This is a genomic window from Arthrobacter sp. BK1, assembly GCF_056680055.1.
This window is the reverse complement of the sequence record NZ_CM155263.1, coordinates 656,286-676,653: the sequence shown is the minus strand read 5'-3', so window position 1 is coordinate 676,653 and position 20,368 is coordinate 656,286. Positions and strand designations below refer to the sequence as shown.

The following is a 20,368-nucleotide window of genomic DNA, read 5'->3' as shown; positions in this document are numbered from 1 at the left end:
AAAGTAGTGCACTATGACCCAAACCGCCCTTCCCGGCCTTGTCACGCCTCCACGCCTGCCGCAAGGCACCCTGCGGATCGTTCCGCTTGGTGGCCTCGGGGAAATCGGCCGGAACATGGCCGTGTTCGAAATCGACGGCAAGCTGCTCGTCGTGGACTGCGGCGTCCTCTTCCCGGAGGAGACCCAGCCCGGCGTCGACCTGATCCTGCCTGATTTCTCCTACATCCAGGACCGCGTGGACGACATCGTCGCCGTTGTCCTGACCCACGGCCACGAGGACCACATCGGCGCCATCCCGTACCTCCTGCGGCTCAGGGCGGACATTCCGCTGGTCGGTTCACAGCTGACCCTTGCCCTCATCGAGGCCAAGCTGCAGGAACACCGGATCCGCCCGTACACCCTGACTGTGGAAGAAGGACAGGTCGAAAAATTCGGCCCCTTCGAATGCGAATTCGTCGCGGTCAACCACTCCATTCCCGATGCCCTGGCTGTCTTCATCCGCACCGCCGCCGGCACCGTCCTGCACACGGGCGACTTCAAGATGGACCAGCTGCCCCTGGACGGCCGGATCACCGACCTCCGCCACTTTGCCAAGCTGGGCGAAGAGGGCGTGGACCTCTTCATGTCCGACTCCACCAACGCTGACGTGCCCGGCTTCACCACCGCGGAAAAGGAGATCGGCCCCACGCTGGAACGGCTCTTCGGCCAGGCCACCAAGCGGATCATCGTCGCGTCCTTCTCCTCGCACGTGCACCGTGTCCAGCAGGTGCTGGACGCCGCCGCCAAGCACAACCGGAAAGTCGCCTTCGTTGGCCGCTCGATGGTCCGCAACATGGCCATCGCGGAAAAGCTCGGCTACCTTGACGTGCCCCCGGGCCTGGTCGTGGACATCAAGAACATCGACAACCTCCCGGACAACCGCGTGGTGCTGATGTCCACCGGCTCCCAGGGTGAACCGATGGCCGCGCTGTCCCGCATGGCCAACGGAGACCACCGTGTGGTGGTGGGCCAAGGGGACACCGTCATCCTTGCCTCCAGCCTCATCCCGGGCAACGAAAACGCGGTCTTCCGCATCATCAACGGCCTGCTGAAGCTCGGCGCCGATGTCATCCACAAGGGCAACGCCAAGGTCCACGTCTCGGGCCACGCCGCAGCCGGCGAACTGCTCTACTGCTACAACATCCTTGAGCCGCTCAATGCCATGCCGGTCCACGGCGAGACCCGCCACCTCATTGCCAATGGCAAGATCGCCATCGAATCCGGTGTGCCGGAAGCCAGCGTCATCCTCTCTGACAACGGCACGGTCATCGACCTCAAGGATCACCGCGCAGACGTCGTGGGCCAGATCGAGGTCGGCTTCGTGTACGTCGACGGCTCCAGCGTCGGTGAGGTCACCGAGGCCGATCTGAAGGACCGCCAGACGCTCGGTGATGAAGGCTTCATCTCGATCATCACCGTCATCCACCGCGCCACCGGCAAGGTGGTTTCCGGACCGGAAATCCACGCCCGCGGCGTGGCTGAGGATGATTCAGTTTTCGACGAGATCATCCCCAAGATCAACGCCGCTCTGGAAGAGGCTGTGCTGAACCGGACCGACCACACCACGCACCAGCTCCAGCAGGTTGTGCGGCGCGTGGTAGGCACCTGGGTCAACCGCAAGCTCCGCCGCAAGCCCATGATCATCCCGGTGGTCCTCGAGGCGTAACAGCGTCGAACCGCCAGCGGATTCAAAAGGCCCGGTTCTTCGGAACCGGGCCTTTTCGTGCAGCAACATGGGGCCAGGAATGCCCGTAAATCCGCGGAAAACCGCATCAGTTCGGGTACCGTGGCACGTATGGCCACTCGTACTACTTCCGCGCCCCGAGGCAATTCCGGCGGCAACACTGGCCGCAGTTCCGGCACCAAGACGGGCGGTACAGCGGGCCGCGGCGCGGGCACCACAGCGTCCAAATCCAGTGGCCGCGGCGGAACATCCTCCGGTGCCACCCGCCGGCTGCCCGTCGTTGAACAGCGGCAGCCCTGGCTCCTGCGCGTCGTGGCCGGCGCGTGGCTGGGGCTGGGCCACCTGGTCGGCGGGGGAGTCCGCCGGATCGGCTCCGATGTCAGCGACCTCCCTCCGGAGGAGCGCCGTGATGGGGCCGCCCTTTTCAACCTGGCCCTCGGCGTGTTCATCGCCACGTTTGCCTGGTGGGGATTGACAGGCTGGTTCCCGGACGCCGTGTACAACGTGGTCAACGGTACCTTCGGCTGGATGTCCCTGCTGCTGCCGCTGATGCTCTTCGTCTGCGCCTTCCGTCTGTTCCGGACGCCCGACGACGGCCGGGGAAACAACCGGGTGGGCATTGGTTTCCTCATCATGACCTTCGCAGGCTGCGGGTTGGCCCACGTCGTGGCCGGGCAGCCTACTGTTGCCCAGGGTTTCGACGGGCTGCGCCAGGCGGGCGGCATGCTCGGATTCCTGGCTGCCTCGCCTCTTGCAGCCATCCACGCGGCGGTGCCCCTGGTGCTGTACGGCCTCCTGGCCTTCGTCTCGCTGCTTATCATTACCGCCACGCCGTTTGGGGCCATTCCCCGCCGCCTGCGTACGGCGTACGAGCACCTGATGGGCATCGACCTGCAGGAGCCCCGTGAGGCAGTGGACAGCCACGACCGCAGCTACCTCGAGGAAACCCGCGCAGCCGCTGCGCCTAAGAAGAAGAAGCGGCGGTTCTTTGGCAAAGACGATGAGGCCGATCCCAAACTTGAAGGCTACGTGGGTGATGAAGCCTTCGAACACGCCGTTATTGATGACGAGGAGACCGAAACCGGGCCCTCGGGCTCAGGGAACAGGCCCGCTCCCGGCGTGCGCCGCCCCACACAGGCGGAGATCGCCGTCGAGAAGATCAAAGCCGCCCAGGGCCTCGGCACCGCCGGGCAGGGGGCGGGGGAGAACGCCACTGAAGCCATCCCGCTGGTGACACCGGGCATGGTCGCCGCGGGTTCACTCAATCCGGCACCGGCGGTCCTTCCGCAGGTGCCGGCCAAGCCCGTCACCCCCATGCCCCTTCCTACGCCGATTCCGCAGCGGACCGAGCAACTCTCCCTGGCGGGCGACGTCACCTACACCCTGCCGCCGTCGGACGTTCTGACCCCGGGATCCATCCCCAAGGAGCGCACCGAAGCCAACGACGCCATCGTCGCTTCCCTGACGGAAACCCTCAACCAGTTCAATGTGGAGGCCCAGGTCACCGGCTTCAGCCGCGGTCCCACGGTCACCCGCTACGAGATCGAACTCTCGCCCGGGACCAAGGTGGAGCGCGTCACGGCGCTGTCCAAAAACATTTCCTACGCAGTGGCCTCCAGCGATGTCCGGATCCTCAGCCCCATCCCCGGCAAGTCCGCCATCGGCATCGAAATCCCCAACACGGACCGCGAAACAGTCTCCCTCGGTGACGTGCTCCGCAGCCAGAACGCCCGCCGCACCGACCACCCGATGGTCATGGGTGTGGGCAAGGACGTCGAGGGCGGCTACGTGGTGGCGAACCTCGCCAAGATGCCCCACCTGCTCGTCGCCGGCGCCACGGGTGCCGGCAAGTCCTCGTTCGTGAACTCGATGATCACCTCCATCCTCATGCGCGCCACCCCGGACGAGGTCCGCATGGTCATGGTGGACCCCAAGCGCGTGGAGCTGACCGCGTACGAGGGCGTCCCGCACCTCATCACCCCCATCATCACCAACCCCAAGAAAGCCGCCGAGGCGCTGCAATGGGTGGTCCGGGAGATGGACGCCCGCTACGACGACCTCGCCAACTACGGTTTCAAGCACATCGACGACTTCAACAAAGCAGTCCGGGCAGGGAAAGTACACCCGCCGGTCGACTCCAAACGCGTCATCCGGCCCTACCCCTACCTGCTGGTGATCGTTGACGAGCTCGCTGACCTCATGATGGTGGCTCCGCGCGACGTCGAGGACTCGATTGTCCGCATCACCCAGCTGGCACGCGCGGCAGGCATCCACCTGGTGCTCGCCACGCAGCGGCCCTCGGTGGACGTGGTGACCGGCCTGATCAAGGCAAACGTGCCGTCCCGCATGGCGTTCGCGACTTCCTCCGTGACCGACTCCCGCGTGGTCCTCGATCAGCCGGGAGCGGAGAAGCTGATCGGCCAGGGCGACGCGCTGTTCCTGCCGATGGGCGCGTCCAAGGCCATGCGTGTGCAGGGTGCCTGGGTTACCGAGTCCGAAATCCACAAGGTGGTCGAGCACGTCAAGGGCCAGCTCAAGGCCGTCTACCGCGACGACGTTGCACCCGAGGCGCAGAAGAAGCAGATCGACGACGACATCGGGGACGACCTCGAGGTGCTGCTGCAGGCCACCGAGCTGGTGGTCACCACGCAGTTCGGTTCGACGTCGATGCTCCAGCGCAAGCTCCGCGTCGGTTTTGCCAAGGCCGGGCGCCTGATGGACCTGCTGGAGTCCAGGGGAGTGGTTGGTCCGTCGGAAGGATCCAAGGCCCGCGACGTCCTGGTCAAGCCGGACGACCTCGCGCAGGTCCTTGCCGCCATGAAGGGCCAGGAGGCTCCGGTGGTCGCCGACTCGCAGACTGCGGCCCTGAGCGAGAACGCCAACGCCAACATCGCCCAGGGCGGTTACGCCGAGGACCTGGTCCAGGCGGACCTGGACCAGCGGAGCCAGAACGTTGAATATTACGACGGTGCCGACTCACCTCCCGGTTCCCGCGGGGATGATGAAGACGGATCTGAGGACGCCTGGTCGCTCACCGGACGGTAGCCTAGGAAGGTGACTAGCACCGAAGCAACCGCCGCAGGCTCCAGCAGTGCAGGAATCTGGAATCTTCCCAACATCCTGACTATGGTGCGCATCGCTTTGGTGCCGTTCTTCGTCTGGTTCCTCCTGGCTGATGCTCCAGGGCTGAAGAGTGAGTCCGGCCTCTGGCGCTGGGCCGCGGTGGTGGCGTTCGCCGTCGCGATCTACACGGACAAGCTCGACGGCGACATCGCCAGGAGCCGCGGACTCATCACTAATTTCGGCAAAATCGCCGACCCGATTGCGGACAAGCTCCTGATCGGCTCCGCACTCGTGATGCTCTCCATCCTCAACGAGCTGCCGTGGTGGGTCACCATTCTGATCCTCGTCAGGGAGTGGGGGGTCACCGCCCTCCGCTTCTTTGTCATCCGGTACGGTGTTATCCCGGCGTCGCGGGGCGGCAAACTCAAGACGGTCGTCCAGACCGCAGCGATCTTCCTGTACCTCCTCCCACTGGCAGCGCTTGCGCCCTGGCTGGTATGGGTGGCCTTCGCGGTCATGATGGTGGCGGTGCTGATCACGGTGTGGACCGGCGTCGAGTACGTTGTCGAGGCCCTCCGGCTCCGTGCGCGCGGCAAGAAAGCCCAAAAAAAGACCAGCTAACCAGGGAGTTGACGTGACTAATCTTCACCACCTCGCGGAACAGGCCGTCAAAACGGCTCTGGAGGCCAGCCGGACCGTAGCCACAGCGGAGTCGCTCACAGCGGGCATGGTGGCTGCCGTTCTGGCAGACACTGCCGGAGCATCCGGCATGTTGCAGGGCGGCGTCGTGGCCTACCAGAACACGGTCAAGTCAGGGGTACTGAAGGTGTCACGGGAACTTCTGGACGCCGTCGGCTCGGTTGACGGGGACGTCGCCGCAGCCATGGCGGACGGAGCCCGGACAGTGCTTGGCGCTGACATCGGGATCGCCACTACGGGAGTGGCCGGCCCGGAGGAACATGACGGCAAACCGGTCGGAACGGTGTTTATCGGCGTTGCCACCGCGGGCGGCACAACCTACGCCGAGTACGGATTTTCAGGAAACCGGGCAGAGATCCGCGGCCAGGCCTGCGGGGCCGCATTGGAAAGTCTGCTCGCAGCCCTGTCATCCTGAAGTTACCGGGCGTAAAGTTGCCGGGAACAAATCCCGGTATCCATTAGTTATTACATTGTGTCGCTTCCGGACTCCGGAGGCGCCTAGGATGATTAAACCACCACGGTTCGCTCCACGGCGGACCGCACTTATGAGGGAGCAAGGCGATACAGATGGTAAAGCAGCCCGTATCCGTAAACGGCGTTGTCCGCTGGAAGGATGTGGGCCTCGCCGATCAGGCTAAGAGCGAACAGAAGGAGCGCAAGATGGTTGTACTTCGTCACGAAATCGGTGATGTCCTGCGCGATGTCCGCCAGCGCCAGGGACGTACGCTCCGCGAAGTTTCGCACAGTGCCCGGGTTTCCCTGGGTTACCTCAGCGAAGTGGAGCGCGGCCAGAAGGAAGCCTCGTCAGAGCTCCTTTCATCAATCTGCTCCGCCTTGGACGTGCCGCTCTCCAGCATGCTCCGCGAAGTCAGCGACCGCGTTGCCGTCGCCGAGGGCGTAGCCGTTCCGGACACCGTTCCCCAGGAATTCTCACAGCGTTACGGCCGCGATCTTGAACGCGACCTGAACGCTGAACTCAACAGCGAACTCTCCACGGGCCTGCTTTCCGGCGCACGCTAGGCCGCCGGCAGCACCCAAACGCAACTAAAACGACAAGCCTCCGGCCCTTCGGCCGGAGGCTTTGTCGTGTTGGCGCCACCCTTCGGGGCCGCCTCAGGCCGGAGTGTCCTTCGCAAAACCGTCGCGCTCATAAATCGTATTGAGCTTGGCCACATATTCGGCGAGCGTCTGCAGCTCCCCGACCGGCCATTCGCCGAGCCGCTCGCGGAAAACCTGGCGCCGCGCATCCTGGACCTGGTGCATCTTTTCCTCGCCCTTCGCAGTCAGCCGGATCGCCTGCGCCCTGCCGTCCAGGGGATCTGCTTCCTTGGAAACCAGGCCGAGGCTCTCCAGGAAGGCGATCTGGCGGCTCACGGACGGCTTGCCCACACCGATGCTCAGGGCAAGATCGGTGAGGCGGATGGGGCCTTCCCGCCGGATGACAGTCAGCAATCCATACGCTGCCGGTTCCATATCGGGGTGGACCTGGCGGGAAAGCTGTTGTGACACGGAGCGCGCACGGCGCCAGAGGAGGCTGATCTGGTGTTCCACGTTGTTCAGGGCTGCGTCCAGGGTGTCCTCTCCCGGGTCACTCTCCGCAGGACCTGGCTCCGCAGCACCGGACTCCGCAGGACCGGGCGACGGGGTTGTTTCAGCCATGTTGCTCATGGCAACAATTCTAGGCGCCGGGATCATGAGAGACTCTATTGGTGCGGATCAGTGACTATTGGCGGCTTATGGACGACGAATTTGGAGCCGGGTACTCGCGGGTCCTGAGCAGTACCCTGGTCCTGGCCGGAGTGGGCGGGCGCACCGCTGACCAGGCCCTCGCGGCCGGTGTGAGCCCCCGGCAGGTATGGCTGGCAGTCTGCGACATCCAGGATGTGCCGCCGGAGCGCCGGCTGGGCCGCGACGTCCACCCGCGCCGCGACTGATCTCCAGGCAAACAACGCTGACCGGTGCCTCCGGGCAGGCAAAGAGGCGCTCTTTCCACTGACACGCCGCCGGCGTTGTTCGAATATCTGTTCGGGTATAGCTATGCTTTTCGTAGTGGGTTATCCACATAGGCGATGTCATCCGGCCTGATTGTCAGTGGGTGCCATTAGCGTCAGAGATGACCAATAAACGGCCGCTCAGGCCACTCCAAAGCGAGAAAGCATTAGAGGTGTGAACCATGGCGGCAGCCCCGGATCGTGAAAAAGCGTTGGAAGCAGCGCTGGCCCAGATTGACAAGCAGTTCGGCAAGGGCTCCGTCATGCGGCTGGGTGACGAGGTGCGCGCCCCTATCGAGGTAATCCCCACCGGATCCATCGCACTGGACGTCGCCTTGGGGATTGGCGGCCTGCCCCGCGGCCGTGTCGTGGAGATCTACGGCCCGGAATCTTCAGGTAAGACCACTGTTGCGCTCCACGCCGTGGCCAACGCCCAGCGCCTCGGCGGCATCGCTGCCTTCATTGACGCCGAGCACGCCCTGGACCCGGAGTATGCCGCCAAGCTAGGCGTGGACACTGACGCACTCCTGGTCTCGCAGCCGGACACCGGCGAGCAGGCCCTGGAAATCATGGACATGCTGATCGGCTCCGGCTCGCTGGACGTCATCGTCATCGACTCCGTCGCAGCCCTCGTTCCGCGCGCCGAAATCGAAGGCGACATGGGCGACAGCCACGTGGGTCTTCAGGCCCGCCTGATGAGCCAGGCGCTGCGTAAGATCACCGGCCGCCTGAGCCAGACCAAGACCACCGCCATCTTCATTAACCAGCTCCGTGAAAAGATCGGCGTGTTCTTCGGCTCCCCGGAGACCACCACCGGTGGTAAGGCGCTGAAGTTCTACGCGTCCATCCGCATCGATGTCCGCCGGATCCAGACGCTGAAGGAAGGCGCGGATTCCGTCGGTAACCGCACCAAGGCCAAGATCGTCAAGAACAAGATGGCCCCGCCCTTCAAGATCGCCGAATTCGACATCATCTACGGCCTGGGCATCTCCCGTGAGGGCGGCATCATCGACATGGGCGTTGAACACGGCATCATCAAAAAGTCCGGTTCATGGTTTACCTACGACGGCGACCAGCTGGGCCAGGGCATGGAGAACTCCCGCAGGTTCCTGCGCGACAACCCCGAGCTCGCAACGGAACTTGAGCGTCTTATCAAGGAGAAGCTAGGAGTCGGGGTCAAACCTGCAGCTGACGAGTCCAAGGACACACCCAAGCTGAAGGCCGTTGACGGCTTCTAAGGGGTCTGTGGATTCAATGGAGGAGCGGGAGCGGGAGCCGGGGCCGGAACGCAGACGCCGCAGAAGCGGCGGGCACAAGAGTTTCGGGCAGGCCGGGCACCGGGGTTCAGGGCCGGACGGGCCCGCTCCTGACTCGTCACTCGCTGCGGACCCGGAACCGGATCCCGCCTCCGTTGCCTGCGCTATTGTCCTGCGGCAGCTGACCAGCTCGGCCAAAAGCCGGCTGCAGCTGTCGCGGAAGCTGGCGGAGCGGAACATTCCCGAGGATGTGGCTGAGGCCGTCCTGGACCGGTTCCAGGAGGTCCGCCTCATTGACGATGCCGAGTTTGCGGACATGTGGGTGCGTAGCCGCTCCCAGTCACGGAAGCTGGCCAAGGGGGCCCTGCGCCGGGAGCTGTCGGATAAGGGCATCGATCCGGAGACAGCCGCCACAGCACTGGAACAGCTCTCCGACGAGGACGAGGAAGAGGCCGCACGCCGCCTCGTGGAACGGAAACTCCGGTCCGGAACTGACCTGTCGGACCGGACGGAGCGGGACAAAATCACCCGGCGCCTGGCCTCCATGCTTGCGCGGAAGGGATACCAGCCGTCGCAGGCATTCAGGGTGGTTGGCGAGGTCATCGACGCGCAGGTCGAGCAGGAATCGGACCAGAGCGCGGATAGCTAGGCGCGCGGTGATTGCTGTCCCACGGCAGATCGGCGGCGCCCCCGCCAACCCGGTACCCTTAACAGGTGAGTTTGACCATTCCTTCCCCCGCATCCGGTACCGTTCCTTCTTCAGATTCTGCTGTGCCGCAGCCGCGCACCTACCAGGTGCGAACCTTCGGCTGCCAGATGAACGTGCATGACTCGGAGCGGATGGCAGGCATGCTGGAGGACGCCGGCTACGTGCCGGCTGACGGTGAGCAGGCCGACGTCGTGGTTTTCAACACCTGCGCGGTCCGCGAAAATGCCGACAACAAGCTCTACGGAAACCTGGGCATGCTGGCTCCGGTCAAGGCGGCCAACCCCGGAATGCAGATCGCCGTGGGTGGTTGCCTGGCACAGAAGGACCGCGAGACCATCCTCAAAAAAGCCCCCTGGGTGGATGCTGTCTTTGGCACCCACAATGTGGGCGCACTGCCCGCATTGCTGGACCGGGCGCGGCACAACAACGAGGCCCAGCTCGAAATCCTGGAGTCCCTCGACGTCTTCCCCTCCACCCTGCCCACCAAGCGTGATTCGGTCTACTCGGGTTGGGTTTCCATCTCTGTGGGCTGCAACAACACCTGCACGTTCTGCATCGTCCCGGCCCTCCGCGGCAAGGAGAAAGACCGCCGGCCCGGCGATATCCTGGCGGAAATCCAGGCGTTGGTGGATGACGGTGCCATCGAAGTCACGCTTCTGGGGCAGAACGTCAACTCCTACGGGGTGGAATTCGGCGACCGGCAGGCTTTCTCCAAACTTCTGCGGGCGTGCGGGGACATCGAGGGCCTCGAACGGGTCCGCTTCACCAGCCCCCACCCGGCCGCTTTCACTGACGACGTCATCGACGCCATGGCCGAGACCCCCAATGTGATGCCGCAGCTCCACATGCCACTGCAGTCCGGTTCGGACAAAGTCCTCCGGGACATGAAGCGTTCTTACCGGTCCACCAAGTTCCTGGGCATCCTGGACAAGGTCCGGGAGCGGATCCCGCACGCAGCGATCTCCACCGACATCATCGTGGGGTTCCCGGGCGAGACCGAGGAAGACTTCCAGGCCACTTTGGACGTTGTGGAAAAGTCCAGGTTCGCCACTGCGTTTACATTCCAGTATTCGAAGCGGCCCGGCACCCCCGCCGCCGATCTGCCGGACCAGCTGCCCAAAGCTGTGGTTCAGGAGCGCTTCGAACGGCTGACCGCACTGCAGGACAGGATCGCAGCGGAAGAAAACGCGAAACAGCTCGGCCGCCGCGTGGAGGTCATGGTGACAGCCCACTCTGGACGCAAGGCCGAGGAGACCCACCGGTTGTCCGGCCGTACCCAGGACCAGCGCCTGGTGCATTTCTCTGTTCCCGAGGGTGCAGGGACGCCCCGCCCGGGGGATCTTGTCACAGTGACCATCACCGAAGCCGCAGCCTTCCACCTCGTCGCAGACCCCGAACTGAACGACTACAGCCTCCGGCGCTCCCGCGCCGGCGATGCCTGGGACAGGTCGCAGGCCGATTCGTGCGGCGCGCCCGCTCCCGGTGCAGGAGGCTCCGGAGCCGGCCGGACCGGTGTCTCGCTGGGCATGCCCTCGCTGCCGGTCCGGAGCCGCTGACCGTTGGCGCAGCCTCCGGTCATCGCTGTCGTCGGTCCCACGGGGTCAGGCAAGTCGGACCTCGCCGTCAGCCTGGCACTCGAACTGGGTGGTGAGGTCATCAACGCCGATGCCATGCAGTTCTACCGCGGCATGGACATCGGCACCGCCAAAATCACCGTGCCGGAACGCAGAGGCGTGCCGCACCACCTGCTGGACACCCTGGATGTCACCCAGGAGGCCAGCGTTTCCGACTTCCAGCAGCAGGCCCGGGACATCATCAGGGATGTCCACGCCCGCGGGAAGCGGGCCATCCTGGCGGGCGGTTCAGGTTTGTATGTGAGGGCAGCGCTCGACATCCTGGAATTCCCCGGAACGGACCCGGAACTGCGGAGGCAGTTGGAGGCCGAACTTGAGGAAACCGGCCAGGAAGCCCTTCTGGCGCGGCTCCGTGAGGTGGACCCGGTGTCCGCGGGCCGGGTGGCAGATGCGCGCCGGATCGTCCGGGCGCTGGAAGTGCACCGGCTCACCGGACGGCCCTTCAGCTCCTTTATGCCCCGCCGCGAGTACTTCAGGCCCGCCATCCAGATCGGCCTGGCAGTGGACCGGGCCGTACTCCGCGAGCGGCTGGCCCTGCGGGTGGAAGCCATGCTGCAGCGGGGCCTGCTGGACGAGGTGCGCCGCCTTGACGGGGCAGGACTCCGCAGCGGCAAAACCGCCCCGCGGGCACTGGGCTATGCGCAGTTCCTCAAAGTCATCGACGGCGGATTTACGGTCGACGAGGCGGTAGAGGACACTGTCGTGGCAACCAGGCAGTTCGCCAGGCGGCAGCTGACGTGGTTCCGGGCAGATCCGCGGATCACCTGGCTGGACTGGGATGCTCCGGACCTCGCCGCCCAGGCGGCCAAACTCGCGCGGTGAGCGCCGCCGTCGGCCGTTTCAACTGATCCTCTGCTGGCCGGTAACCTAGGAGCATGCACGCAACTTCCGGAGAGACCGCAGAATCCGCCTTCCGCACCTTGGGCGGACTCCGCTTCTCCAAGGGTCACGGCACGGGCAACGACTTCGTGCTCATCGCTGACCCGGAGGGCGTCCACACCATCGACGCTGACCAGGTTTCCGCGCTCTGCGACCGGCATCGCGGCATCGGCGGAGATGGCCTGATCCGCGCCGTCCCGTCCCGGTATCTGTCCGAAGGGCGGGAACTGCTCGGAACCAACCCCGAGGCGGAGTGGTTCATGGACTACCGCAATGGCGACGGCTCCCTCTCGGAAATGTGCGGCAACGGGGTTCGCGTTTTCGTGCACTTTCTCCGCGCAGAAGGCCTTGTAGACCTCCCCGACGGCGCAGCACTCACCATCGGCACCCGCGGCGGGGTCAAGACCGTGGTCCGGACGGGGGACAATTACGCGGTGGACATGGGGCCCTGGGAGTTCATTTTCCCCGGGGAAGCCAGCGCCAAAGCCATGGATTCCCTGGTTACAGCGGAAGGCCTGGAAGTTCCCCGTCCCGCGCTGTCTGTGAGCATGGGTAATCCCCACACCGTTGTGGCCCTGGCGGAACTGTCCGAACTGGCGGCAACCAGGCTGTTTGAGGCCCCCCACGTTGATCCCGTGCCGGCGAAAGGCACCAACGTCGAGTTCGTTGTGCCCTCAGAGCCCCTGGTCCACGACGGGGTCGGCACCGTGACCATGCGGGTCCATGAGCGTGGCGTGGGCGAAACCCAGTCCTGCGGGACCGGGGCCTGCGCAGCGGCGGTGGCGACCAGGCACTGGGCTGGAGCGGAAGCGCCGGACAGTTGGCAGGTCAGGGTACCCGGCGGCGTCGTCGGCGTTAAATTCTTTGCCGGGGCCGCCGGCCACGAGCACGTCGAGCTCAGCGGACCCGCGGTGATTGTGGCTAGCGGGACGCTTTCCTGACGCGGAGGATCCGGAAGGACTTCGACGTGGACTCCCGGGTCACGGTGAACGATGCGTCCAGTTCGGCCGTAAGCCAGCGCTGAAGCGAATCGGAGCCCAGGTTTTTCTGGACCACCAGCCAGGCCGAACCGCCCGGCGCGAGGCGGGGCAGCCACAGCTTCAGCAGGCCGTGGAGTTCGTCCTTGCCGATCCGGATGGGCGGGTTGGACCAGATGGTGTCGAAGCGCAGTTCAGGGTCCACCTGGTCCGGGGTGCTGGCCACCACGTTGCCCAGTCCGAGCAGGGCAGCGTTTTCGTTGGTGAGCGTGATGCAGCGTTCGTTCACGTCCACGGCGTAGACCTTCGCGTGGGGCGCCCGGAGGGCCAGCGTGAGCGCGATAGGACCCCAGCCGCACCCGATGTCCAGGAGGTTGCCGGTGGGCGAGGGAGCCGGGGCCTCCGCCAGGAGCACGGCAGTTCCCTTGTCAATGCCATCAGGGCTGAAGATTCCGGCGGAGGTCTGCAGCCTACGCGGTTCCCCGGCCAGTTCCACAGTGAGTGGCTTGCGGGTGAACGGCCCGGCGGGCGATGCGCTGAAATAGTGTGCGGACTCCATAACTGGCCAGATTAGTGGGCCGCGGCGGACAACGCGAAACTGCGGCCGCCTGTTCTGCTAATCTAAGACCCATGTTCCTGATCTTCGAGTAGTCCCGTACGGGCGCCAGCCCGTCCGGCAGCCGTGCCCCGCAGCGATGCAGGTTGTCAACCTTCCGCACGGGCGCCACAGGACAGGCATCCGGCCGTGTCCTTCCGACCGGCAGTACTCGAGTGATCAGCTTCGCCGCCGCTCACTTAACCCTGCTGCCTGCGCCCCCTTTCGACACTTAAGGCATCCCCAGGATGCGAATTCACTTTGCGCGCGGCATCGGATCGACCGGCCCGCGCGGCAGCCCAGGAGGCCCGGATGACCGCAAGCCGTCAGCCCAGCGCGAATACTTCACCACTGAACAACAATCAGCACTATTCTGAAAATGCCGAATCTTCAAAGGAGACCATGACCAGCCAGCCCAATACCGGTTCCGATCCAGCAGCCCAGGACATGAGTCCCGAGGAAATCCAAGCTGTGATCGACCGGATACTTGCCAAGGACGTCCCGGCCAGGAATGCCGCCACTGACGGCGACAAGGCCGTGTTCGGCAGGGCCCAGGCCATCTCCCGCCTGGATGACGAGCACACAACGTACGACGGCGACCAACAGGACCTCGAGGAACGCCGGGCATTGCGGCGCGTGGCAGGCCTGTCCACCGAGCTTGAAGACGTCACCGAAGTCGAATACCGGCAGCTGCGGCTCGAGCGTGTGGTCCTTGCCGGCTTGTGGTCCGAGGGCACCTTGGCGGACGCAGAGAACTCACTGCGTGAGCTCGCTGCCCTTGCCGAGACGGCCGGTTCCGAGGTTCTGGACGGTCTGGTCCAGCGCCGGGCCAAGCCGGACCCGGGCACCTTCCTGGGTTCGGGCAAAGCGCTTGAACTCAAGGAAATCGTGATGGCCACCGGAGCCGATACGGTGGTGGTGGATGCCGAACTGGCACCTTCCCAACGGCGTGGCCTCGAGGACATCGTCAAGGTCAAGGTCATTGACCGTACGGCCTTGATCCTGGACATCTTCGCCCAGCACGCCAAGAGCCGCGAGGGCAAGGCCCAGGTGGAACTGGCCCAGCTCGAATACCTCCTTCCGCGCCTGCGCGGCTGGGGCGAATCGATGTCCCGCCAGGCCGGTGGCCAGGTGGGCGGGGCCGGCGCTGGTATGGGTTCGCGCGGCCCCGGTGAAACGAAGATTGAGCTGGACCGCCGGCGCATCCGCACACGGATGGCCAAGCTCCGGCGCGAGATCGCCGCGATGAAGCCGGCCCGCGAAACAAAGCGGGCCAACCGCCGTCGTAATTCCGTGCCTTCGGTTGCCATCGCCGGGTACACCAACGCCGGAAAGTCATCGCTGCTGAACAGGCTGACTGACGCCGGCGTGCTGGTGGAGAACGCGCTCTTCGCCACGCTGGATCCGACGGTGCGCAAGGCTGAGACCTCGGACGGCCTGGGCTACACCCTGGCTGACACCGTTGGATTCGTCCGTTCCCTGCCCACCCAGTTGGTGGAGGCGTTCCGGTCAACCCTGGAGGAAGTGGCTGACGCCGATCTCATCCTGCACGTCGTGGACGTTTCCCACCCGGATCCGGAAGGCCAGATTGCGGCTGTCCGCAAGGTCTTCAGTGAAGTGGACGCCCGCAAGGTGCCCGAGATCATTGTGCTGAACAAAGCCGACGCCGCGGATCCGTTTGTGGTGGAACGCCTGAAGCAGCGCGAACCCCGCCATGTGGTGGTCTCCGCCCGCACCGGCCAGGGAATCGCAGAGCTGCTGCGGGCCATCAGTGACAGCATTCCGCGGCCCAGCGTCAAGCTTGAGCTCCTCATCCCGTACAACCGGGGTGATCTGATCAGCAAACTGCACGAGACGGATGCTGAAATCCTGACCCTGGATCACGGCGAGGACGGTACGCGTGCAGTGGTGATGGTCCGTGAGGGCCTGGCGGCTGAACTGGAATCCTTCATCAACCATGACTGAGGTTGTCGCGGGGGAAATCAAGGGCACGGCCGGCGAGCAGTTTGTCATCGAACTGCTCGACCGCGCCGTCGCCGGCATGGGCGGTCAAAGCAGAAGCGGGCAGCACGAGATGGCCCGGCAGGTGGCGAAGGCCATTGAAACCGGCGACCACCTTCTCGTCCAGGCAGGAACGGGCACCGGGAAGTCGCTGGCTTACCTCATCCCGCTGATTGCGCACTCGCTGGTCAGCCACAAGCCCACGCTCGTTTCCACCGCCACCCTTGCCCTGCAGACCCAGATTGTGGGCCGCGACCTTCCCCGGCTGCTCAAAAGCATCACTCCGGCCCTGGAGCGCCCGGTCAAGGTTGCGCTGGTCAAGGGCCGTTCCAACTACGTGTGCAGGCATAAGCTCGAAGGCGGGTTCCCCTCCGAGGAACCCGCCGAGGGCCAGCTTTTCTCCCTGGGCGAGGACACCAGCGTCCCGCATTTCGCCGCCGCGCTGGGCGGGCCGTCGTCCCAGTTGGGGAAGGAAGTGGTCCGCCTTCGCGAGTGGGCCGAAAAGACAAGTACCGGGGACCGCGACGAACTGCTTCCCGGCGTCACGGACCGTGCGTGGCGGCAGGTCTCCGTGACCTCGATGGAGTGTCTCGGCGCGCAGAAGTGCCCGATGGCGGAGGAATGCTTCAGCGAACTGGCACGCCACGACGCTGCCGAAGCCGACGTCGTGGTCACCAACCATGCCATGCTCGCCGTCAGCGCCTTTGAAGGCCTTGCCGTGCTTCCCGAATACGACGTCGTGGTGGTGGACGAGGCCCACGAACTCCAGGACCGGGTCACCGGCGCGGTCTCCGGGCAGCTCTCCGTGGCGATGGTTCACGCTGCCGCTTCAGGGGCACGTAAGCACACGGCCATCACGGTGGACGCCCTCAACGCGGCCGCCGCCAACCTCGAACTTGCCCTGGCCGGGGTGCCCAACGGGCTGCTCCCGAACAGCCTCAACGACGAACAGCTGGACTGCGTGGACCAGTTGCGCGAAGCGTGCCGGGCCGCGCTTTCCGATTCCAAGGGTGAGGGTGGGCAAACGGCCGACGGCGGGCGGCAGCTTGCCCGTTCGCGGCTGATGCTCATCCTTGAACTCTGCGAACGGCTGATTGTCGCCAAGGAAAACCGCGAAGTGGTCTGGTTCTCGCGCGCCAGCACTTTCGATCCACAGCAGGGCTACGGGCAGCCGGATGACACCGCGCCGGTACTGATCAACATTGCGCCCCTCAGCGTCGCCGGGAAGCTCCGCGAAGGGCTCTTCGCCGGCCACACCGTGGTGCTGACCTCGGCCACCCTGGCTATCGGATCGGCCTTCGAACCGGCCGCCGGCGGGCTCGGGCTGGTAGGGGAGGGGGCGCCAAGCTGGACCGGCATCGATGTCGGTTCGCCCTTTGACTACCCCAAGCAGGGAATCCTGTATGTAGCCGGGCACCTGCCCAAACCCGGTCGGGGGGCCTCACCGGAAGCCCTCGACGAACTCGAAGCGCTGATCCGTGCGTCAGGGGGCGGTGCACTGTGCCTGTTTTCATCCCGCCGTGCCGCCGAGGAAGCAGCCGAGGCGATGCGTCCACGGCTGGGGCTCAGCATCCTCTGCCAGGGCGACTCCACCATGACGGCCCTGGTAAAGCAGTTCGCTGATGAGCCTGACACCTGCCTCTTCGGGACCATGTCCCTGTGGCAGGGCGTCGACGTTCCGGGCGGATCGTGCCGCCTGGTGGTGATTGACCGCATTCCGTTCCCAAGGCCGGACGATCCCCTGATGACAGCACGCTCCCGTGCCGTGGCACAGGCCGGCGGTAACGGGTTCATGGCGGTTTCGGCCACCCATGCGGCCATCCGGCTGGCACAGGGGGCGGGCCGGCTGATCCGTTCAACCGGCGACAAAGGTGTGGTGGCGGTCCTGGATTCGCGGCTTGCCACTGAGCGGTACGCCGGATTCCTTCGCGCCGCACTTCCGCCGTTCTGGCCCACCACAGACCGCAAAACCGCATTCGCGGCCCTGGAAAGGCTGGCGAAAGACGGCTCTTGATCCGCAGGATCCGGACCGGATCCGGTCCGGGGGAGCGAGCGTGCCTTTCCTGACCACCAACAACGCGGGGTCATTTAACGTCCCTCGGAGTCCTTCCGAGGGACGTTAAATGACCCCGCGTTGCTTTTACCCGAACGGTTTTAGAGTGAGCGCAGGACCGAGACGACCTTGCCCATAATGGTGGCGTGGTCCCCAAGGATGGGCTCGTACTGGGTGTTCTGGGGCAGAAGCCAGGTGTGGCCGTCCCGCTGCCGGAAAGTCTTCACGGTGGCTTCGTCATCCAGGAGTGCGGCCACAATATCGCCATTGACGGCGTCGGCCTGCCTGCGGACAACCACCCAGTCGCCGTCGCAGATGGCGGCGTCCACCATGGAGTCGCCGGCCACGCGCAGCATAAACAGTTCACCCTGCCCCACGAGCTGGCGTGGCAGGGGCATAACATCTTCCACCACCTGATCGGCAAGGATCGGTCCGCCGGCTGCAATCCGGCCCACCAGCGGCACCATTGCCGTGTCCATCGCGGTGGGAAGTTCCGTGACGGTTCCCCCGATTCCGTGCATTACCGCGGGCTTTCCTGAGCCGCTGGGCTTGGTGGACCCGCCGTCCAGGGTGAGGGGCATCAGAACTTCCATGGCGCGCGGACGCTTCGGGTCCCGGCGAAGATACCCCAGCTTCTCCAGCTGTGAGAGCTGGTGCGTGACGCTCGAGAGACTAGCCAGTCCTACGGTGTCGCCGATTTCCCGCATGGATGGGGGATAGCCGTTGTCGTTGACGGAACGCTGGATGGTTTCGAGGATCTTCTTCTGGCGCGCGGTGAGCCCTTTCGGGGTCCGTTGGGGCTGGCGGCCCTGCGGGTTCGCCTTGCCCTCGGCGGCTGGTGCTGCCATGTTCGCCATTGCCTTTCGGTTGCCCGGGTGCTTGTCCGGAGTAATTGTCAGACCCTCCTGATCAACTACTGAGGTGGTTGTTCTTTGATCCAAACGTAGGCCAGCCACAGGGCTTTTTCAAACATTTGTTCTAGCGAGTCTCGACAATGTTCGTTGATAAGTGCTAAAACTAAGAAGGCAAAGTTCGAACATGTGTTCTATTCGCTGATGCGGGATTCGAAACCGGGTCCATTCGGCTCAAGCCGGACACCGCAGGCGGAAGCGCAGAACACACCGGGCAGCACAGTATGGTCCAGGAGGGCTCATTTCATGTCAGCTACATCTGCTTCACACGACTCCCGTCCGCAGTTCGTTTCGGTCCAGCACATCACTGCCGGGCAGGAGAGCAGCAAGTCATTGCCGCCGCTCCGCCTGACCCGCCGCGGCCGGATCGTCCTCTTTGGCATCCCGCTGGTCATCCTGGCCGCCATCCTGCTTTCCCTGGCAGGTTTCCTGAATGCCCCCGCCAAGGCGGCCGATTCCGCTGCAGACCTCACGCTCACTCCGACGGTCTCCGTCACGGTTCAGTCGGGCCAGTCTCTGTGGGCCATTGCCGGTTCGGCGGCGCCCGAACGCGATCCCCGCGATGTCATCGCGGATATAGTCCAGCTGAACAACCTCTCTGCAGGCGGAGTTGTGCCCGGGCAGCAACTGTTCGTTCCCACCAAGTAGGCCTCGGCGCGGCCCGGTTTGCCTTGGACCGGCCCCCGCCGGTCCGTCACATTTTTCGGCGGTCACCGCCGGAACTAAACTGTTCAGGTGAATGACCAGCTAGCGCGTCTGAATCGACTTCCCCTCCGGACCAATCTCCGCGGACTGACACCGTACGGTGCCCCGCAACTCGATGTTCCCATCCTGCTGAACGTCAACGAGAACACCCATGGTGTGCCGGCCGACGTACGGGCCGCCATCAGCGCAGCGGTGACAGAGGCTGCGGCAGGACTCAACCGCTACCCGGACCGGGAGTTCACCGAACTCCGCGAAGCACTGGCCGAGTACCTCGGCCATGGCCTGGACGCCACCAACATCTGGGCTGCCAACGGTTCCAATGAGGTCCTCCAGCAGATCCTCCAGGCTTTCGGCGGTCCGGGCCGCACGGCCCTGGGATTCCCGCCCACGTATTCCATGTACCCCCTCCTCGCCAGCGGCACCGACACCGGATACATCACCGGGCAGCGGTCAGGGGACTACGGGCTGAGTGCAGAATCCGCAGCGCTGCAGGTCAAGGAACTGCAGCCGAACATCGTTTTCCTGTGCTCGCCGAACAACCCCACCGGCACCGGTCTGGGCCTGGACGTTGTCGAGGCCGTCTATGAAGCGGGCGAAGCCAGCCAGACCATCGTGATCGTGGACGAGGCCTACCACGAGTTCGCCCACGACGGTACGCCCAGTGCCCTGACGCTGCTGCCTGGCAGGGAGCGGCTCATTGTTTCCCGCACCATGAGCAAGGCCTTTGCCCTTGCAGGTGCGCGGCTTGGCTACATGGCCGCGGCTCCCGAAGTGACGGATGCCCTCCGCCTGGTCCGGCTGCCGTACCACCTCTCGGCCATCACCCAGGCGACCGGCCTCGCAGCGCTCCGTCACCGGGTTGCCCTGATGGCCGATGTCCAGGACATCAAAGAACAGCGGGACCGAATCGTGACGGAACTGACCCGGATGGGCCTCAAGCCGGCCGCCTCGGATTCGAACTATGTATTCTTCGGCGGCCTGGAGAATCCGCACGAGGTCTGGCAGCAGCTCCTGGACGCAGGCGTACTGGTCCGGGACGTCGGGATCCCCGGCCATCTGCGGGTCACAGCGGGAACTGAGACTGAGACCACAGCCTTCCTGACCTCGCTGGAAGCCATCCTGGCCACCCAGGCCGGGCTGCCCGCCTAAACTTGGAGTACCGGCGCCTTACG

The 20,368-nt window shown here is 64.9% G+C and carries 18 protein-coding genes; 15 read left to right on the top strand and 3 right to left on the bottom strand.

What is annotated here, in order from left to right; all coding sequences use genetic code 11:
• Window positions 1-13: 13 nt before the first annotated feature.
• From AC1MCA_RS03005 to AC1MCA_RS02985, 5 genes are all read left to right on the top strand, one after another.
• Complete coding sequence (locus tag AC1MCA_RS03005; RefSeq protein ID WP_479801118.1) at window positions 14-1,705, top strand: ribonuclease J; 1,692 nt, start codon at window positions 14-16, stop codon at window positions 1,703-1,705.
• Window positions 1,706-1,834: 129 nt separating this feature from the next.
• Window positions 1,835-4,768 (top strand): FtsK/SpoIIIE family DNA translocase, encoded by a 2,934-nt coding sequence (locus tag AC1MCA_RS03000; RefSeq protein WP_479801116.1) that lies wholly within the window; start codon window positions 1,835-1,837, stop codon window positions 4,766-4,768.
• Window positions 4,769-4,777: 9 nt separating this feature from the next.
• Entirely contained in the window at window positions 4,778-5,407 is a 630-nt protein-coding gene (gene pgsA, locus AC1MCA_RS02995; protein ID WP_479801115.1) for a CDP-diacylglycerol--glycerol-3-phosphate 3-phosphatidyltransferase, read from the top strand.
• A 13-nt stretch (window positions 5,408-5,420) separates the two neighbouring features.
• Window positions 5,421-5,900 carry a CinA family protein gene (locus AC1MCA_RS02990; protein WP_479801113.1) on the top strand — a complete coding sequence of 160 codons (480 nt, stop codon included), beginning with the start codon at window positions 5,421-5,423 and terminating at the stop codon, window positions 5,898-5,900.
• A 152-nt stretch (window positions 5,901-6,052) separates the two neighbouring features.
• On the top strand, window positions 6,053-6,505 hold the full coding sequence (locus tag AC1MCA_RS02985) for a helix-turn-helix domain-containing protein (protein ID WP_108598488.1): 453 nt from the start codon (window positions 6,053-6,055) through the stop codon (window positions 6,503-6,505).
• 93 nt (window positions 6,506-6,598) lie between these two features.
• Here AC1MCA_RS02985 and AC1MCA_RS02980 read toward each other — a convergent pair whose 3' ends face one another.
• Window positions 6,599-7,153, bottom strand: a complete 555-nt coding sequence (locus AC1MCA_RS02980; RefSeq protein ID WP_479801111.1) for a MarR family winged helix-turn-helix transcriptional regulator — start codon at window positions 7,151-7,153, stop codon at window positions 6,599-6,601.
• Between the two features lie 41 nt (window positions 7,154-7,194).
• On the opposite strand from AC1MCA_RS02980, the gene AC1MCA_RS02975 reads away from it, so the two are divergent.
• From AC1MCA_RS02975 to dapF, 6 genes are all read left to right on the top strand, one after another.
• The gene (locus AC1MCA_RS02975) at window positions 7,195-7,419 is read left to right on the top strand and encodes a DUF3046 domain-containing protein (protein ID WP_479801109.1); all 225 of its coding nucleotides are present in this window, start codon (window positions 7,195-7,197) and stop codon (window positions 7,417-7,419) included.
• A gap of 239 nt (window positions 7,420-7,658) precedes the next feature.
• Entirely contained in the window at window positions 7,659-8,714 is a 1,056-nt protein-coding gene (recA, locus tag AC1MCA_RS02970; RefSeq protein ID WP_108598485.1) for a recombinase RecA, read from the top strand.
• A gap of 16 nt (window positions 8,715-8,730) precedes the next feature.
• On the top strand, window positions 8,731-9,381 hold the full coding sequence (locus tag AC1MCA_RS02965; RefSeq protein ID WP_479803262.1) for a regulatory protein RecX: 651 nt from the start codon (window positions 8,731-8,733) through the stop codon (window positions 9,379-9,381).
• 65 nt (window positions 9,382-9,446) lie between these two features.
• A complete protein-coding gene (gene miaB, locus AC1MCA_RS02960; RefSeq protein ID WP_479801108.1) occupies window positions 9,447-10,997 on the top strand; it encodes a tRNA (N6-isopentenyl adenosine(37)-C2)-methylthiotransferase MiaB in 1,551 nt (516 codons plus the stop codon).
• A gap of 3 nt (window positions 10,998-11,000) precedes the next feature.
• Entirely contained in the window at window positions 11,001-11,897 is an 897-nt protein-coding gene (miaA, locus tag AC1MCA_RS02955) for a tRNA (adenosine(37)-N6)-dimethylallyltransferase MiaA (protein WP_479801107.1), read from the top strand.
• 53 nt (window positions 11,898-11,950) lie between these two features.
• Window positions 11,951-12,895, top strand: coding sequence for a diaminopimelate epimerase (gene dapF / locus AC1MCA_RS02950; RefSeq protein ID WP_479801106.1), 945 nt, complete (start codon window positions 11,951-11,953; stop codon window positions 12,893-12,895).
• On the opposite strand, the gene AC1MCA_RS02945 is transcribed toward dapF, so the two are convergent.
• Window positions 12,876-13,490 (bottom strand): class I SAM-dependent methyltransferase, encoded by a 615-nt coding sequence (locus AC1MCA_RS02945; protein WP_479801104.1) that lies wholly within the window; start codon window positions 13,488-13,490, stop codon window positions 12,876-12,878. The two genes, dapF and AC1MCA_RS02945, sit on opposite strands and share 20 nt — an antisense overlap.
• Window positions 13,491-13,928: 438 nt before the next feature.
• On the opposite strand from AC1MCA_RS02945, the gene hflX reads away from it, so the two are divergent.
• Entirely contained in the window at window positions 13,929-15,491 is a 1,563-nt protein-coding gene (gene hflX / locus AC1MCA_RS02940; RefSeq protein WP_479801103.1) for a GTPase HflX, read from the top strand.
• A complete protein-coding gene (locus tag AC1MCA_RS02935; protein WP_479801101.1) occupies window positions 15,484-17,541 on the top strand; it encodes an ATP-dependent DNA helicase in 2,058 nt (685 codons plus the stop codon). Before hflX ends, AC1MCA_RS02935 begins: the two co-directional genes overlap by 8 nt.
• Window positions 17,542-17,681: 140 nt before the next feature.
• Here AC1MCA_RS02935 and lexA read toward each other — a convergent pair whose 3' ends face one another.
• Window positions 17,682-18,428 (bottom strand): transcriptional repressor LexA, encoded by a 747-nt coding sequence (gene lexA / locus AC1MCA_RS02930; RefSeq protein ID WP_108600128.1) that lies wholly within the window; start codon window positions 18,426-18,428, stop codon window positions 17,682-17,684.
• 309 nt (window positions 18,429-18,737) lie between these two features.
• Here lexA and AC1MCA_RS02925 point away from each other — a divergent pair, with 309 nt between their 5' ends.
• Window positions 18,738-19,139 (top strand): LysM peptidoglycan-binding domain-containing protein, encoded by a 402-nt coding sequence (locus AC1MCA_RS02925; protein WP_479801099.1) that lies wholly within the window; start codon window positions 18,738-18,740, stop codon window positions 19,137-19,139.
• Between the two features lie 87 nt (window positions 19,140-19,226).
• On the top strand, window positions 19,227-20,345 hold the full coding sequence (locus AC1MCA_RS02920) for a histidinol-phosphate transaminase (protein WP_479801097.1): 1,119 nt from the start codon (window positions 19,227-19,229) through the stop codon (window positions 20,343-20,345).
• Window positions 20,346-20,368 lie beyond the last annotated feature (23 nt).